Source organism: Pseudomonas sp. BF-B-30 (assembly GCF_019956305.1).
GTDB lineage: Bacteria > Pseudomonadota > Gammaproteobacteria > Pseudomonadales > Pseudomonadaceae > Aquipseudomonas > Aquipseudomonas jessenii.
The window spans coordinates 90,316-106,318 of record NZ_JAHBDG010000014.1 but is presented as its reverse complement, the minus strand read 5'-3'; the positions used below and the strand labels follow the sequence as shown (position 1 = coordinate 106,318).

Genomic DNA, 16,003 nt, shown 5'->3' with positions numbered 1-16,003 from the left:
GTGTGTCAGGCAATGCAAATGTTGTCTGGCACACCGCTTTCGCGAGCAAGCCCGCTCCCACATTTTGACCGCACACAGCCATGGTTCAGCTAACCTGTCTGTCTGCTGAACACACCTGCGAAACACCGCGTCGCAGAAAATGACCGTTGAAACCACCGCCAACCTGCCCCATCTAAGACCCATACCCATTGCGCAGGTGCCCCCATGAGCGACCAGCAGGAATTCCCCGAAGACCCGAGCGAATACGCCGATCCGGAAAACGCCCAGCAGCACAAACCTGGCAAAGGCCTGGCCCTGCCGGGCCAGAACCTGCCGGACAAGGTCTACGTCATCCCGATCCATAACCGACCGTTCTTCCCGGCCCAGGTGCTGCCGGTCATCGTCAACGAAGAACCGTGGGCCGAAACCCTCGATCTGGTCAGCAAATCCGATCACCACTCCCTGGCCCTGTTCTACATGGACACGCCCCAGGAAGACCCGCGCCATTTCGACACCTCGGCCCTGCCGCTCTACGGCACGCTGGTCAAGGTGCACCACGCCAGCCGCGAAAACGGCAAGCTGCAGTTCGTCGCCCAAGGCCTGACCCGCGTACGCCTCAAGACCTGGCTCAAGCATCACCGTCCGCCGTACCTGGTGGAAGTCGAATACCCGCACCAGCCCACCGAGCCGACCGACGAGGTCAAGGCCTATGGCATGGCGCTGATCAATGCGATCAAGGAACTGCTACCGCTCAACCCGCTGTACAGCGAAGAGCTGAAGAACTACCTCAACCGCTTCAGTCCCAACGATCCGTCGCCGCTGACCGACTTCGCCGCCGCGCTCACCTCGGCCACCGGCAGCGAGTTGCAGGAAGTGCTCGACTGCGTGCCGATGCTCAAGCGCATGGAAAAAGTCCTGCCGATGCTGCGCAAGGAAGTCGAAGTCGCGCGCCTGCAAAAAGAGATTTCCGCCGAAGTTAACCGCAAGATCGGTGAACATCAGCGCGAGTTCTTCCTCAAGGAACAACTCAAGGTTATCCAGCAGGAGCTGGGGCTGACCAAGGACGACCGCAGTGCCGACCTCGAACAGTTCGAGCAGCGGCTGGTGGGCAAAGTCCTGCCGGCGCAGGTGCAGAAACGCCTCGAAGAAGAAATGAACAAGCTGTCGGTGCTCGAAACCGGCTCGCCGGAATATGCGGTGACCCGCAATTACATCGACTGGGCGACCTCGGTGCCGTGGGGCGTGTACGGCGAGGACAAACTCGACCTCAAGCACGCGCGCAAGGTGCTGGACAAACATCACGCCGGCCTCGATGACATCAAGGACCGTATCCTCGAATTTCTCGCGGTCGGCGCCTACAAAGGCGAGATCAGCGGTTCCATCGTATTGCTGGTGGGCCCGCCGGGCGTGGGCAAGACCAGCGTCGGCAAATCCATCGCCGAATCCCTGGGCCGGCCGTTCTACCGCTTCAGCCTTGGCGGCATGCGCGACGAAGCCGAGATCAAGGGCCATCGCCGCACCTACATCGGCGCGCAGCCGGGCAAACTGGTGCAGGCGTTGAAAGACGTCGAAGTGATGAACCCGGTGATCATGCTCGACGAAATCGACAAGATGGGCCAGAGCTACCAGGGCGACCCGGCCTCGGCGCTGCTGGAAACCCTCGATCCGGAGCAGAACGTCGAGTTCCTCGACCACTACCTCGATCTGCGTATGGATCTGTCGAAAGTGCTGTTCATCTGCACCGCCAATACCCTGGATTCGATCCCCGGCCCGCTGCTGGACCGGATGGAAGTGATTCGCCTGTCGGGCTACATCACCGAAGAAAAAGTCGCCATCGCCAAGCGCCACCTGTGGCCCAAGCAGCTTGAGAAAGCCGGTGTGTCCAAGGGCAGTCTGAGCATCAGCGACAGCGCGCTCAAGGCGCTGGTCGACGGTTATGCCCGTGAAGCCGGCGTGCGCCAGCTGGAAAAAAACCTCGGCAAACTGGTGCGCAAAGCGGTGATGAAACTGCTCGACGAACCAAAAGCCGTGATCAAGCTCGGGCCGAAAGACCTGGAGGCTTCACTCGGCAAGCCGGTGTTCCGCAACGAGCAGGTGCTCGCGGGGGTCGGCGTGATCACCGGGCTGGCCTGGACCAGCATGGGCGGTGCAACCCTGCCGATCGAAGCCACGCGCATCCACACCCTCAACCGTGGGTTCAAGCTCACCGGGCAATTGGGTGATGTGATGAAAGAGTCGGCGGAAATCGCCTATAGCTATGTCAGCTCGCACCTGAAGTCCTATGGCGGCGATCCGAAATTCTTCGACGAAGCCTTCGTCCATCTGCACGTGCCGGAAGGTGCGACGCCAAAAGACGGCCCGAGCGCAGGTGTGACCATGGCCAGCGCCCTGCTGTCGCTGGCACGCAATCAGCCACCGAAAAAAGGCGTGGCCATGACCGGCGAACTGACGTTGACCGGGCATGTATTGCCGATTGGCGGGGTGCGGGAAAAGGTGATCGCAGCGCGGCGGCAGAAGATTTTCGAGCTGATTCTGCCGGAGGCCAACCGCGGGAATTTCGAGGAGTTGCCGGAGTATCTGAAGGAAGGGATTACCGTGCACTTCGCCAAGCGGTTTGCGGATGTGGCGAAGCTGTTGTTCTGATATATCGCTAGCGCCTGCTCCATCGCCTTCGCGAGCAAGCCCGCTCCCACATTTGATCGCGTAATAAGCAAGTCACTCGGTCTAATGTGGGAGCGGGCTTGCTCGCGAAGGCGCCAGTACTCAAAACGCCAATTCCCGTGGCTGTCACACTTTGTCTCATCTTAAGTTATGCTCGCCGTTCGTCGTGAACGCCGGAGCCACTGACCTTATGTCCCCCATTCGCCTGTTTGTCCCCCTCGCCCTCGCCCTGCTGGCCGGATGCGCCACGCAACCTGCGCACAACGTGACAGTGGAAAAACAAAGCGAATGTCCGGTTCAGCTCAGCAACGGGCAAAACCTGATCCTGACCCTGCCGAGCAATCCGACCACGGGTTATCGCTGGGCGATCCAGGATTCGGCCGGCGGTGTGTTGCACGCCCTGGGCCCAGAGGTTTATCGAAATCCGGAAGATGCCGGCATCGTCGGCGCGGCCGGAGTCTCGACCTGGCGCTTTCAGGCTTTCGCGCCCGGCACCGGACGCTTGCGCCTGACCTCGCAACAGCCATGGGCGCCGGAAGTGCTGCCGGTGGACTCTTTCGACTGCGCGATCTCGGTCAACTGACCGTGGGCTGGCTGATTCTGGCGCTGATGGGCGCAGTGACCTTCCTTTATGGCCTGAGCGTGCATGCGTCCCTGCTGTGCCTGCTGGTCAAGCCGCTGCCGGTGCTGGCCCTGCTCGGCTGGCTGCACGACGCACCGCCAGGCGAGTATCGGCGCTGGATCAGCCTGGGGTTGATTTTCTCCCTGGTCGGCGACGTGTTGCTGGCATGGCCGGGGGATTTGTTCGTGTTCGGCCTTGGGGCGTTTCTGGTTGCGCATCTGGCCTATCTGAAAGCGTATTTGAGCGATTGCCGGCGTCTGGCCGTAATGCCGCTGATGCTGGCCCTCGGTGTCGGCGCCGTCCTGCTGGGGATTCTGATTTCCAACGGCCTCGGGCCATTGTTGGTGCCTGTGATTGTCTATGGCACGGCGATCAGCGCCATGCTCTGGCGCGCCCTGGCCCGACTCGGGACCGACGTGCCCAAACGCTCGGCGCTACTGGCGGCGGCGGGCGCAGTGGCATTCGTGTTCTCCGACAGCGTGATCGGCATCAGCCGGTTTGTGGTGCCGTTCGACGCGGCGCCGTACGTGATCATCCTCAGCTATTGGCTGGGGCAATGGGGCATCACGGCATCGGCGTTCACTCAGAAACCGCGCTGACCCCATCGCGAGCAAGCTCGCTCCCACAGGTATTGCACAGCCCTTGTGGGAGCGAGCTTGCTCGCGATAGCAATATCACTGAACACACAGACTTTGCAGGCTGCTTGGCGGTTTATCAGACAACCCGCGCATCCCCGCGCCAACTTGGCTAAAATGCCGGCCTTTTCCACCTACACCGCTGGAACCGCCGTGAGCAAAGAACCCGATCGCCTTTTCGCCCAGCCTCTGGCCCAGGTGCCTGACTTCGCCTTCAACGAGGACGTGGTGCGGGTGTTCCCGGACATGATCAAGCGCTCGGTGCCGGGTTATCCGACCATCGTCGAAAACCTCGGCGTGCTCGCCGCGCAGTTCGCCCAGCCGGGCAGCGTGCTCTACGACCTGGGCTCGTCGCTGGGTGCCGTGACCCAGGCCCTGCGCCGCCACGTGCGCACCGACGGTTGCCGCGTCATCGCTGTGGATAACTCGGCGGCGATGGTCGAACGCTGCCGCGAGTACCTCAACGGTCAGGACTCGATGTTCCAGGAGTTGCTGCCGGTGGAGGTGATCGAAGGTGACATCCTGGCGCTGGAGTTCCAGCCGGCCTCGGTGGTGGCGCTGAACTTCACCCTGCAATTCATCGCCCGGGACCAACGCACGGCATTGCTGTCGCGCATCCGTCAGTCGCTGTTGCCCGGCGGCGCCCTGATCCTCTCGGAAAAACTGCGTTTCGAAGACGAGCAGGAACACGCGTTGCTCACCGACCTGCATATCGCCTTCAAACGCGCCAACGGCTATAGCGAACTGGAAATCGCCCAGAAGCGCAGCGCCATCGAAAACGTCATGAAGCCCGACAGCCTCGAAGAACACCGCGAACGCCTGTTGGCCGCCGGGTTCTCGAAAGTCGTGCCGTGGTTCCAGTGTCTTAACTTTGCCTCGTTGATTGCCTTGCCATGATTGATCTGTCCCCCCTCGCCCGCCGTCTGGCCGGCACGCCGCTGGCCGAATGGGCCAACACCCTGCAAGCGCAACTCGACAAGAAAATGGAAAAGGGCCATGGCGACCTGGAACGCTGGCAAAGCGCGCTGGACGCCCTGCCGAAGATCCAGCCGAGTGAAGTCGATTTGCTCAATGGCTTGAAGCTCGATACCGATTGCAGCGACGAGACCCGCGCGCAAATGCGCACCGCGCTGATGGGCCTGTCGCCATGGCGCAAAGGGCCGTTCGATTTGTTCGGCGTGCACGTCGACACCGAATGGCGCTCGGACTGGAAGTGGTCACGGGTCGCCCCGCACCTGAACCTGAAGGGCAAGCGCATCCTCGATGTCGGCTGTGGCAACGGTTATTACATGTGGCGCATGCTTGGCGCCGGCGCGGACAGCGTGATCGGTGTCGACCCGAACTGGCTGTTCTTCTGCCAGTTCCAGGCGGTGCAACGCTACCTGTCCGAGCCGAACGCCTGGCACCTGCCCTTCCCGTTCGAAGACCTGCCGCCGAACCTCGAAGGGTTCGACACAGTGTTTTCCATGGGCGTGTTCTACCACCGCCGTTCGCCCATCGAACATTTGCTGGCGCTGAAGGATTGCCTGGTCAAGGGCGGTGAGCTGGTGCTGGAAACCCTGGTGGTCGAAGGCGACAAACATCAGGTGCTGGTGCCGGAGGACCGCTACGCGCAGATGCGCAACGTGTGGTTCCTGCCGTCGGTGCCGGCGCTGGAGTTGTGGTTGCGACGTGCCGGGTTCACAGACGTGAAGTGCGTGGACGTGAGCACCACCACGGTCGAGGAACAGCGCGGGACGGAGTGGATGAAGTATCAGTCGCTCAGTGACTTCCTCGATCCGGAAGATCACAGCAAGACCATTGAAGGGCTGCCGGCGCCGATGCGGGCGGTGATTGTGGCGCGCAAATAATTGTCACGATGGAGATCCCTGTAGGAGCGAGCCTGCTCGCGATGGTGTGTCAGTCGACACCACTTAGACTGACACTCCATCGCGAGCAGGCTCGCTCCTACAGGGGGGCGGTATTCAGTCTGTAGGTTTGGCGCGCCGGGCCTTGAAGAATTCGCTCAGCACCGCCCCGCATTCCTCCGCCAATACCCCACCTTCATGCAGTACCCGATGATTCAGGAAGCCCTGGGTAAAGAACTGCCCCTGGCTCTGCACGATCCCCGCCTTGGGCTCCAGCGCGCCGTACACCACCCGGGCAATCCGCGAGTGCACGATCAGGCCCGCGCACATGCTGCACGGCTCCAGCGTCACGTAAAGCGTACTGCCGGTTAGCCGGTAATTGCTGACGGCCTGGGCGGCGGCGCGGATCGCGACCATTTCGGCATGGGCGCTGGGGTCGTTGCCACTGATCGGGCAGTTGAAGCCGCGACCGATGATTTCCCCATCCTGGACCAGTACCGCACCCACCGGCACTTCGCCGAGGGCCGCGCCTTGGGCCGCCAGTGCCAGGGCCTCACGCATGAATTCGCGATCACGACTGCGGTCGATGATGGCGGCGGGACGAATCTGACGCATCACGCCACCTCGATAGCGGCCATCAGGCCGGTTTCCATGTGATCGATCACATGGCAGTGGAACATCCATACACCCGGGTTATCCGCCACCAGCGCTACCTGCGCGCGCTCGTTCTTGCCCAGCAGGTAGGTGTCGGTGAAGTACGGAATGACCTTGTGCCGGTTTGAGGCGATGACCTTGAAACTCATGCCGTGCAGGTGAATCGGGTGCTGATACTGGGTCATGTTTTTCAATTCGAAAATGTAGCTCTTGCCCTTTTCGAGCTTGGCGATCGGACGGTCGGCGCAAGTCTTGTCGGTGATGTCCCAGGCCTTGCCGTTGATCTGCCACAGGCTTGGCGGCTTACCATTATCGACGTTCACCGACACCGAACCGACCCATTCGAAATTGAAGTTGAGTTTCTCGGCATTGGCCAGGTCCGGCTCGGCCACCGGGTTGGCGGGCAGCGCGGGCGGCCACTCGGTCGGGGCGTCGGTGTTGGCCACCGAACGCAGCGTACCCAGGCGCACCGGGCCGTTGCGCAGGGACAACTCTTCACCGGCCGGCGGTGCCTTGATCGCCAGGCAGATACGCATGCCGGGGCCGAGCCAGTATTCCTTGCCGAGCGGGCGCGGTTCGATGGGGTTGCCATCCAGCGCATAGATCTGCGCTTCGACGCCGGGAATATTCAGGCGATAGGTCAAGGTGTTATCGAGGTTGAGCAAACGTACACGGGTGATCTGCCCGGCCGGCAAATCAATCACCGCTTGCGCGATGCCGTTGATGGTCGACAGACGCCCCGCCGTGCCGCCACGGGCCGCTTCCCGGGGAATACTGAAGTCGACGAAAGCGCCCTGCTCATCGATGTGCCAGTTCTTCAGGCTCAAGGTTTTTTCGTACTTGAAGCCGGTGGGCTCACGCTCCTCGACAATCAGCGGGCCGACCAGGCCGCGACCGAGTTCCTCGCTGCTGCTCACATGGGGGTGATACCAGTAGCTGCCGGCATCGGGCACGCGGAATTTGTAGTCGAAATATTCACCCGGCAACACCGGTAGCTGCGAGACGTAGGGTACGCCGTCCATTTCCAGTGGCAGGCGGATGCCATGCCAGTGAATGGTGGTCGCGACCGGCAGGTGGTTGATGAAGCGCACCCGCAGCCATTCACCCTGGCGCACCCGCAACTCGGTGCCCGGCGCCGACGGGCCGAACGCCCAGGCCTGGGTCTTGTGCCCGGCTACCAGTTCCACGTCCAACGGCGCTGCGATCAGCTCGTAGTCGTGACCCGCCTCGGCGTCGGCCATCTTGCCCAGCCAGTAGCGCGACGCGCCCCCTGCACCGACACCAACGACAACAAGACCGGCCAGGCCACCGAGGATTTGGCGACGGGTAAACGACATGAACTCAACTACCTCACGTATCAGCGACAGGCCCGGGGCCTGTAAAAGGCGAATACGATACACCTGCAACTGCGAAACGGTAAGGGTGACCTGTGGCCGCACATCAGCTGTGGGCATAACTATGTAGTGCACTTGCCTTGAAAAAACCGGCCATCCTCGACATCCCGTTTTCTCAAGGAAAGAGAGTGCATGAACCCGAACGAAACACGCCCGCTGCCCAATGCCGCCGACAAGGCCGCGCTCAAGGCGATCGCCACCACCGTCATCCAGACTTGCCCGAGCCTGCAAGACACGGCGCACGAAGTCGCCAGCGACTTACTGAAAAAATCCGGCATTACCGACCTCGATCCGGATCAGGTGTACTTCCACCGTTTCGACACAGCCGAAAGCAGTTCGAAAACGTTCACCGGTTGGGAGCATGTCAAAGCAACGCCGACGTCAACCACGACCCTGACACAGCTGGTGATCCAGCGCTTTCGCACCAGCGATCAGGACAACGCCGACCTGCTTGACGTCTATGCAGGCTTTTATACCGCCGGCCCGAACGCCGGGAGGTTCAACGAAACCAACGAAGTACGCCTGCACGGCAACGAGGTGCTGAAGGCGTTCTGGAACATCGATTTCAGCTCGTTCTATACCGACAAGCTGACCGCGTTCTGGAAGCAGTCCGGCACCGACTTCCGAACCCTGGCCAAATGCAATTTTCTGATACAAGCCGTAAAGGCCAGGGACAAACGGCAGTTGAGCGACGATGACTTCCAGTTCGTCACGAACGCCGTAATGGGTCCGATCAACTGGCCTGTCGACCTGCAGATGCTGCGGGCTCAGCACCCTTGCGCCGACATTGTTCGGGCTCTGGACGTCGACGGGTACCTGGCCACCAACATCCTGCGTTTCGTCGCACCCAAGGGGCGCCAGATCGTGTACCTGCCCGGTGAAAACGTCGCTTTCAAAGTGCTGGAAACCGCGACGGACATGCACTATTGGATGTTGCAGCAGATGAACGAAGAAGAGGCTCGCCGAGGCTTCATGACGCATTTTTCCTTGGCCGATCGTCAAGCCATCGACAAGAACATCACCGATATCATGAACCGGCTGGTCAGCACTTGGGGCAAGTACGACCATCACCTGATCAATCAAAAAAACCAGGTCATCACCGGCGACGCATTCAGCTGGTTGAGCAACTCGACCCAAAACGCAATGTTTTCCGAAGCCGAACTCTCGCTGACGTCCAATGGCGATCTGCGCAAAAAACTCTGGATCGGTTACCTCAGCGCCGGTTTAAAAGTATTCGGTCCCATGGCGGTGGTCGGTTGGCCGATTGCCCTGCCGGTGGTCGGCGCCAGTATCGCCAGCCTGGGTTTGAACATCGATCAGGCGGTCAACGGCAAAACCGCCGGGGAGCGCAAGGCCGGCGTTCTTGGCGCCGTGCTCAGCGGTATCGATTTGCTGTTCAACCTCCTGGTGCTCAAAGGTCCGGGATCGCTGGAGGAAATCGGCCCGGACATCGACGCCGCCGAAGCCAAAGAAATGGCCGATCTGGTTGAATCAACCACACCTGCCGAAACCGCCGGGTCGAAGGTCGACCCCATCGCAGGAGAATCAGAAGCTGTCACGGGCTCGACTGAGGGCAGGCCTGCGTCATCAGTGCCGGACGCCTTCAGGATTAATGATGTGCTCAGCGATGACGCCCTGGTTCGTGAACCTGGCAAGTTCCTGAGTACATATCGGCTCGCCTCGAATCCTTCGTCCGCCATCAAACTCAACGGCAACGCCTATTACGTGCGTTATGAAAACAGCCTCAACGGGCGTGGGTACTGGGCAATCATCGACCCGGCCAATCCCGACTCTTTCACGGATTCGATTCCAGTACGGTTTATGAATGATTCGGGAGAATGGGAAATCGTTCCCAAACTGGGCCTCAGAGGCGGGATGCAAGCAGCGGCCGTATCCTCCCCCGCCGTCGAGGAGTGGTCACGACGGCCAGGCGTTCACGTGCCGGGCCTTGACGACCCTGAAATGAGGACATGGGCGCTGGGTGGACCAGACGTACGCAGCCCGTTCAGACGGATCTGGTCAGTGGCAGGCATCGATGCCCACAACGTACTCATGTCCGATGCCGGCCAAGAGGTCATCACGCTCAGCGAATTCGAGATGGCCCATGAAGGACCTCGTCGCAACCTGATCAGCAACGCCAAGGCCTGGTACGAGCTTCACCCACCGACGCCGAGCCAACCGGCGCCCTCTGCACAAGCGTTCGCCACGCCAGGCGAGCTGCTTGAAACGGCCTACGCGGAAAAACCGGGCCTGGTTGTCGGCGAGAGCCGGGGCAGCATCGGCAGCAAACAGTTCCTGATCGAAAACATGCCAACGCTCGCGCAACAGGGCGTCAAGACCCTGTACTTGCAGGAGCTGCTGGCCAACGTCAATCAACTCGAACTGGACACCTTCGCGCGCACCGGTGAAATGCCCGCCGAGCTGGAAAACTACCTGAACAAACTCGACATCAAGGCCGGCAACGACCCAACAGGCCAATTCAATCTGCTGGCGCTGGTCAAAGCCGCCAATGCCCAACAGATCCGGGTTCAGGCCATCGACATGTCGACGACCCACAACATCAACAAAGAAGCGACTGACTGGGAATCCAACTACCAGATGGCCAGGAGTTTTTTTTCCAGCGAGGTCATCCGGTTCAACGAAGCATTGAAAGAACCGGGCAAATGGATTGCCTTGGTCAATCAGGAAAACATGGCGACATTCAGAGGCTATCGCGGCATTAGCGAACAGACCGATGCCCTGAGTATTCGTATCGATGACGTAGCGCCGGGGCAAGCGCAACCCATCAACTCCGATCCGGGGTTGGCCGTGGAGCATGCGGACTATCCGGATTCCCCTGTTTTTTACGTATCTGATGGCATGGACTTCGACAGCGTCCATGCACTGATCAAAGGCGACGTGCGCGTGCAGATGGAAACTCCATGGGCATACAGGACCCCGCAACAACTGCGAACGCTGTTGCCTGAACCGGGGATGTTCACCTTTCAGCGCTACCGCAGCAGCGTCCTTGTGGTTTATCGCAATGCCAACAACGGGATGGCGGACAGCGTCATCAGATCCACGCCGGGTGGAATGCTGAATCTGGATACCCCGCTTCGGCCAACCTACGAGTCCATGACAGTGGACAACCTCGAAGAACTCAAGCAAGCGTTGGTTGCAAAGGGCATGAAGCCCATGGGTTGGCCCGTCGAGCTGGCAAGTGAACTCGATTCCTCCTTGTCGCAAGCCTCTCCACACATCGAAATACCGGACAACTGGCAAGCCAATGAACTGCTCGAGGGGCGGACACCCGTGAGCGAAGCCGGAAAATTCCAGGGCATCTATCAACTCGACTCAAACCCCGCCACTGCGATCTTGCTCGATGACAGGGCCTATTACGTGCGCTACGAAGCCGATCCCAACGGAGGCGGCACCTGGGCCATCATCGATCCTGAAAATCCCAACGCGTTTTCAGGTTCACTCCCTGTGCGTCTCAATGCCGAGGGCGAATGGGAGCTGACACCCCGAGCCGGGCTCAGGGGGGGTGGAAACCGGCATCCGGGCGGGTCCCGCGTTCCGCCGTCTACATCTGCTCCGGCCTCTGCGTCTGCCTCTGTTCAAGAGCCAACACAGGCCATCCTGCGCCGCCCTGCCACGCAATACGATGCAACTAACCGATTCAGTATCAGACTACTGGCGATGGACGAGAGAGAAACCCATATCAAACTTATCCGTCAGCCAGACGGAAGCTTTCGCACAGAGACCACTTACGCACGATACGTCGCGGCCCCGCGCGCCAAGCTGTCACAAGACGCTCGTCAATTCTTTACCCGCAGTGGTTTTTTCGCTTCATTACCCCCTCGTCCGCAGCTTCCTGTCGTGACGCCATCAACCACTGCCGCAGAACTGCTTCCGAAGATATTTGAAGCCGCACCTGGCCTGGTCATCGGTGAAAGCCAGGACCGCATTGCCAGCATGCGGTTTCTCATCGAGAACATGCCGACCCTTGCCCAACAGGAAGTCAAGACGATCTATTTCCATCGCCTGCTCAACGATTTCAACCAGGTGGAACTCGATCAATTCTTCAAGACCGGGTCAATGCCCGATGATCTCCAGGCGTATTTGCAGAAGCTGAAAAGCGATCCATCCGGCAGATTCACCCCGCTTGAAGTGGTCAAGGCGGCTCAACAAAATGGTATTCGGATTCAGGCAACCGACTGCCTGGCCAGTTACCGTTTCCCCGGCCCATCCATGCCCGACATGCATGAGCAAGCCATCAAGACCTACCTCACCCACACCATCATGGAGGCCGACAAAACGCTCAACGGAGCGGGCAGATGGGTGGTGCTGACGGATCAGGAAAACATCAACACCTTTCGTGGAATGTCCGGCATCAGCGAAATGCAGGGCGGTATTGGTTTGCGCATCGAAGAAGTGCTGCCGGAAGAAAGCCTGCTGATTGAAACCGATCGAGGCATTGAGGTAGGCCGCGGCTTTGCCACCCAACCCGAATTAACCGACGGAAACTTCGACACTTTGCACGCGGACTTGAGCTTGCAGATGCCACTGCCGTTGCTTGAAAAGACACCGGAAGCGCTTAATCGACTGCTGTATCGGCAAGGCATGTTCACTTTCGAGAAATCGAACGGAAACTGGACACTGATCCATCGCAGCAGAGTCGGTCAACTGGCAAGAACACCGGTCGAGCGCACGGCTGACGGCAGCTACCTGATCAATCGCCCCGCATGGACCGACGTGAATCAGGTGCCTTATGCCAACATCGATGAGCTGTCCTGGGGTCTTAGCCGTATGGGCATGAACCTCGAAGGGCGTTTGCCGGTGTAAATCAAGCTGCTCGCGATGGCGGCGTGTCAGGCGCGGGAGATGCTGGATGTGCTGGCCTCATCGCGAGCAAGCTCGCTCCCACAGGGGATTTCGGGCGAACACAACTGAAACGCAAGAAGCCCCGGGTCTCACAACCCGGGGCTTCTTTTTGTCGCTATCGTTTTGAGCCTGCGTTCACAGGCTCATACGATCATTCCCACTCAATGGTCGCTGGCGGCTTGCTCGACACGTCGTAGGTGACGCGGGAGATGCCTTCGATTTCATTGATGATGCGGCCGCTGACGGTTTCCAGCAGTTCGTAAGGCAGATGAGCCCAACGCGCGGTCATGAAGTCGATGGTTTCCACGGCACGCAGGGCCACGACCCAGGCGTAACGACGGCCATCACCCACCACGCCAACCGATTTCACCGGCTGGAACACCACGAATGCCTGGCTGACCTTGTGATACCAGTCGGCCTTGCGCAGTTCTTCGATGAAGATGTGGTCGGCGCGACGCAGCAGGTCAGCGTATTCCTTCTTCACTTCACCGAGGATGCGCACGCCCAGGCCCGGGCCCGGGAACGGGTGACGGTAGACCATGTCGTACGGCAGGCCCAGCTCCAGACCCAGACGACGGACCTCGTCCTTGAACAGCTCGCGCAGGGGTTCAACCAGCTTGAGGTTCATTTCTTCCGGCAGGCCGCCCACGTTGTGGTGCGACTTGATCACGTGGGCCTTGCCGCTTTTCGCGCCAGCCGACTCGATCACGTCCGGATAGATGGTGCCCTGGGCCAGGTACTTGATGTTGTCCAGCTTGCAGGATTCGGCATCGAACACGTCGATGAAGGTACGGCCGATGATCTTGCGCTTCTTCTCCGGGTCGGCTTCGCCGGCCAGGTTACCGAGGAACTGCTCTTCGGCGTTGGCGCGGATCACCTTGACGCCCATGTTCTCGGCGAACATGGCCATCACTTGCTCGCCTTCGTGCAGGCGCAGCAGGCCGTTGTCGACGAACACGCAGGTCAGTTGGTCGCCGATGGCTTTGTGCAGCAGCGCGGCAACCACGGACGAGTCCACACCGCCGGACAGGCCGAGCAGGACGTTGTCGGTGCCGACCTGGGCGCGAACCTGGGCGATGGCGTCTTCAGCGATTTTCGACGGAGTCCACAGGGCTTCACACTCGCAGATGTCGAGGATGAAGCGCGACAGGATGCGACCGCCCTGCTTGGTGTGGGTCACTTCCGGGTGGAACTGCACGCCGTAGTAACGACGCTCGTCGCTGAACATGCCGGCAATCGGGCAGCTCGGAGTGCTGGCCAGGATGTGGAAGTCTTCCGGCATGCGGGTGACCTTGTCACCGTGGCTCATCCACACGTCGAGGCCGAACAGGCCGTCAGCGTCGATGTGGTCTTCGATGCCGTCCAGCAGGCGGCTCTTGCCGACTACATCAACGCGGGCATAACCGAACTCACGCAGCTCGGAACCTTCAACCTTGCCGCCCAGTTGCTCGGCCATGGTCTGCATGCCGTAGCAGATACCGAAGACCGGCACGCCCAGGTCGAAAACGGCTTGCGGGCAGCGAGGGCTGTTGGCTTCGTGAACCGACTCTGGGCCGCCGGCGAGGATGACGCCTTTAGGAGCGAATTCGCGGATCGCATCTTCGTCCATGTCGAACGGGTGCAGTTCGCAGTACACGCCGATTTCACGCACGCGGCGGGCGATCAGCTGGGTGTACTGGGAACCGAAGTCGAGGATCAGGATGCGGTGAGCGTGAATGTCGAGGGCCATGATTCAGTCTCGTCTAAAAAATTCGGAAACAGTCGTGATTCAGAAACAACTCGGGGCTGAATAAAACAGCCCCGGTTGCTTAGCTTGTTGCTTGAAGGCTCAACCTACGCGGTAGTTTGGCGCTTCCTTGGTGATCTGCACGTCGTGAACGTGGGATTCGGCCATGCCGGCGCCGGTGATCCGCACGAACTCAGGCTTGGTGCGCATCTCTTCGATGTCGGCGCTGCCGGTGTAGCCCATCGAGGAGCGCAGGCCGCCCATCAACTGGTGGATGATCGCGCTCAGGGTGCCCTTGTACGGAACACGCCCTTCGATACCTTCCGGAACCAGCTTCTCGGCGCCTGCCGAGGAGTCCTGGAAGTAACGGTCGGAGGAGCCTTGGGCCTGGGACATGGCGCCCAGCGAACCCATGCCGCGATAAGCCTTGTACGAACGGCCCTGGAACAGTTCGATCTCGCCCGGCGCTTCTTCGGTACCGGCGAACATCGAGCCCATCATCACGCAGGAAGCACCGGCCACGATGGCCTTGGACAGGTCACCGGAGAAACGGATGCCGCCGTCGGCGATCAACGGTACGCCTGTGCCTTCAAGGGCAGCGGCGACGTTGGCGATGGCGCTGATTTGCGGCACGCCGACACCGGCGACGATACGGGTGGTGCAGATCGAGCCAGGGCCGATACCGACCTTGACTGCGTCGGCGCCAGCTTCGGCCAGGGCCTTGGCGGCGGCGCCGGTGGCAATGTTGCCGCCGATGACCTGCACTTCAGGGAAGTTCTGCTTGACCCAGCGAACGCGGTCGATCACGCCCTTGGAGTGACCGTGAGCGGTGTCGACCACCACCACGTCAACGCCGGCGGCGACCAGTGCGGCAACGCGATCACCGGTGTCTTTACCGGTACCGACTGCAGCACCCACGCGCAGACGACCTTGATCGTCCTTGCTGGCCAGCGGGTAAGCCTTGGCTTTTTCGATGTCGTTGACGGTCATCATGCCCTTGAGGGCGAATTTGTCGTCGACGATCAGCACGCGTTCGATGCGGTGCTTGTGCAGCAGTTCACGCACATCGTTCTTGTCGGCGCCTTCCTTGACCGTGACCAGACGCTCTTTAGGCGTCATCACTTCACGGACAGTGGCTTCCAGACGGTTCTCGAAACGCACGTCACGGGAGGTGACAATACCGACCAGGTCGCCATTGTGCAGTACCGGAACGCCGGAGATGTTGTGCATGCGGGTCAATTCGAACAACTCGCGCACGGTGGCGTCGGCGACGATGGTGATCGGGTCTTTGACCACACCAGCTTCGTAACGCTTGACCTTGCGGACTTCGGCAGCTTGCTGCTCGATGGTCATGTTCTTGTGGATGATGCCGATACCACCTTCCTGAGCCATGGCGATTGCCAGACGGGCTTCAGTGACGGTGTCCATGGCAGCGGAAACCAGTGGAATATTCAGCTCGATGCCACGGGTAAGGCGGGTCTTGAGACTGACTTCGTTAGGAAGCACCTCGGAATAACCGGGCACTAGGAGAATGTCGTCGAATGTCAGAGCTTCTTGGCTGATACGCAGCATCGCGGGGGCTCCCGAGCGGGAAAATGGAAGCGCGCCATTATAGTCAGACA

Annotated in this window: 10 protein-coding genes; 6 read left to right on the top strand and 4 right to left on the bottom strand. The window is 60.3% G+C overall.

All coding sequences use genetic code 11. From position 1 onward, the window contains the following. Positions 1-204: 204 nt before the first annotated feature. The 5 genes from lon to cmoB all read left to right on the top strand — a co-directional run bounded on the left by lon (position 205) and on the right by cmoB (position 5,747). Positions 205-2,622, top strand: coding sequence for an endopeptidase La (lon, locus tag KGB29_RS10075; RefSeq protein ID WP_150813644.1), 2,418 nt, complete (start codon positions 205-207; stop codon positions 2,620-2,622). Positions 2,623-2,830: 208 nt separating this feature from the next. Continuing rightward, positions 2,831-3,223, top strand: a complete 393-nt coding sequence (locus KGB29_RS10070) for a protease inhibitor I42 family protein (protein WP_150813643.1) — start codon at positions 2,831-2,833, stop codon at positions 3,221-3,223. Positions 3,224-3,225: 2 nt separating this feature from the next. Further along, a complete protein-coding gene (locus tag KGB29_RS10065; RefSeq protein WP_154947064.1) occupies positions 3,226-3,861 on the top strand; it encodes a lysoplasmalogenase in 636 nt (211 codons plus the stop codon). 189 nt (positions 3,862-4,050) lie between these two features. After that, complete coding sequence (gene cmoA / locus KGB29_RS10060; RefSeq protein ID WP_057716260.1) at positions 4,051-4,794, top strand: carboxy-S-adenosyl-L-methionine synthase CmoA; 744 nt, start codon at positions 4,051-4,053, stop codon at positions 4,792-4,794. Then, positions 4,791-5,747, top strand: a complete 957-nt coding sequence (gene cmoB / locus KGB29_RS10055; protein ID WP_154947054.1) for a tRNA 5-methoxyuridine(34)/uridine 5-oxyacetic acid(34) synthase CmoB — start codon at positions 4,791-4,793, stop codon at positions 5,745-5,747. Before cmoA ends, cmoB begins: the two co-directional genes overlap by 4 nt. A gap of 114 nt (positions 5,748-5,861) precedes the next feature. Here cmoB and tadA read toward each other — a convergent pair whose 3' ends face one another. Next, a complete protein-coding gene (gene tadA, locus KGB29_RS10050; protein WP_154947053.1) occupies positions 5,862-6,359 on the bottom strand; it encodes a tRNA adenosine(34) deaminase TadA in 498 nt (165 codons plus the stop codon). Next, positions 6,359-7,735 carry a multicopper oxidase family protein gene (locus tag KGB29_RS10045; protein ID WP_090453270.1) on the bottom strand — a complete coding sequence of 459 codons (1,377 nt, stop codon included), beginning with the start codon at positions 7,733-7,735 and terminating at the stop codon, positions 6,359-6,361. Before KGB29_RS10045 ends, tadA begins: the two co-directional genes overlap by 1 nt. Positions 7,736-7,924: 189 nt before the next feature. Here KGB29_RS10045 and KGB29_RS10040 point away from each other — a divergent pair, with 189 nt between their 5' ends. After that, positions 7,925-12,616: a membrane-targeted effector domain-containing toxin gene (locus KGB29_RS10040; RefSeq protein ID WP_154947052.1), complete on the top strand. Its 4,692-nt coding sequence runs from the start codon at positions 7,925-7,927 to the stop codon at positions 12,614-12,616. 190 nt (positions 12,617-12,806) lie between these two features. Here KGB29_RS10040 and guaA read toward each other — a convergent pair whose 3' ends face one another. Together guaA and guaB are read right to left on the bottom strand one after the other, a co-directional pair. Then, positions 12,807-14,384, bottom strand: a complete 1,578-nt coding sequence (guaA, locus tag KGB29_RS10035) for a glutamine-hydrolyzing GMP synthase (protein WP_008053207.1) — start codon at positions 14,382-14,384, stop codon at positions 12,807-12,809. Positions 14,385-14,483: 99 nt separating this feature from the next. After that, positions 14,484-15,953 carry an IMP dehydrogenase gene (guaB, locus tag KGB29_RS10030; protein ID WP_008053208.1) on the bottom strand — a complete coding sequence of 490 codons (1,470 nt, stop codon included), beginning with the start codon at positions 15,951-15,953 and terminating at the stop codon, positions 14,484-14,486. Positions 15,954-16,003 lie beyond the last annotated feature (50 nt).

Bases quoted from the DNA above. Each gene is read 5' to 3' on its own strand.
- guaA (WP_008053207.1), bottom strand. From the start codon at position 14,384: ATGGCCCTCGACATTCACGCTCACCGCATCCTGATCCTCGACTTCGGT.
- KGB29_RS10045 (WP_090453270.1), bottom strand. From the start codon at position 7,735: ATGTCGTTTACCCGTCGCCAAATCCTCGGTGGCCTGGCCGGTCTTGTT.
- guaB (WP_008053208.1), bottom strand. From the start codon at position 15,953: ATGCTGCGTATCAGCCAAGAAGCTCTGACATTCGACGACATTCTCCTA.
- lon (WP_150813644.1), top strand. From the start codon at position 205: ATGAGCGACCAGCAGGAATTCCCCGAAGACCCGAGCGAATACGCCGAT.
- tadA (WP_154947053.1), bottom strand. From the start codon at position 6,359: ATGCGTCAGATTCGTCCCGCCGCCATCATCGACCGCAGTCGTGATCGC.
- cmoB (WP_154947054.1), top strand. From the start codon at position 4,791: ATGATTGATCTGTCCCCCCTCGCCCGCCGTCTGGCCGGCACGCCGCTG.
- KGB29_RS10040 (WP_154947052.1), top strand. From the start codon at position 7,925: ATGAACCCGAACGAAACACGCCCGCTGCCCAATGCCGCCGACAAGGCC.
- KGB29_RS10070 (WP_150813643.1), top strand. From the start codon at position 2,831: ATGTCCCCCATTCGCCTGTTTGTCCCCCTCGCCCTCGCCCTGCTGGCC.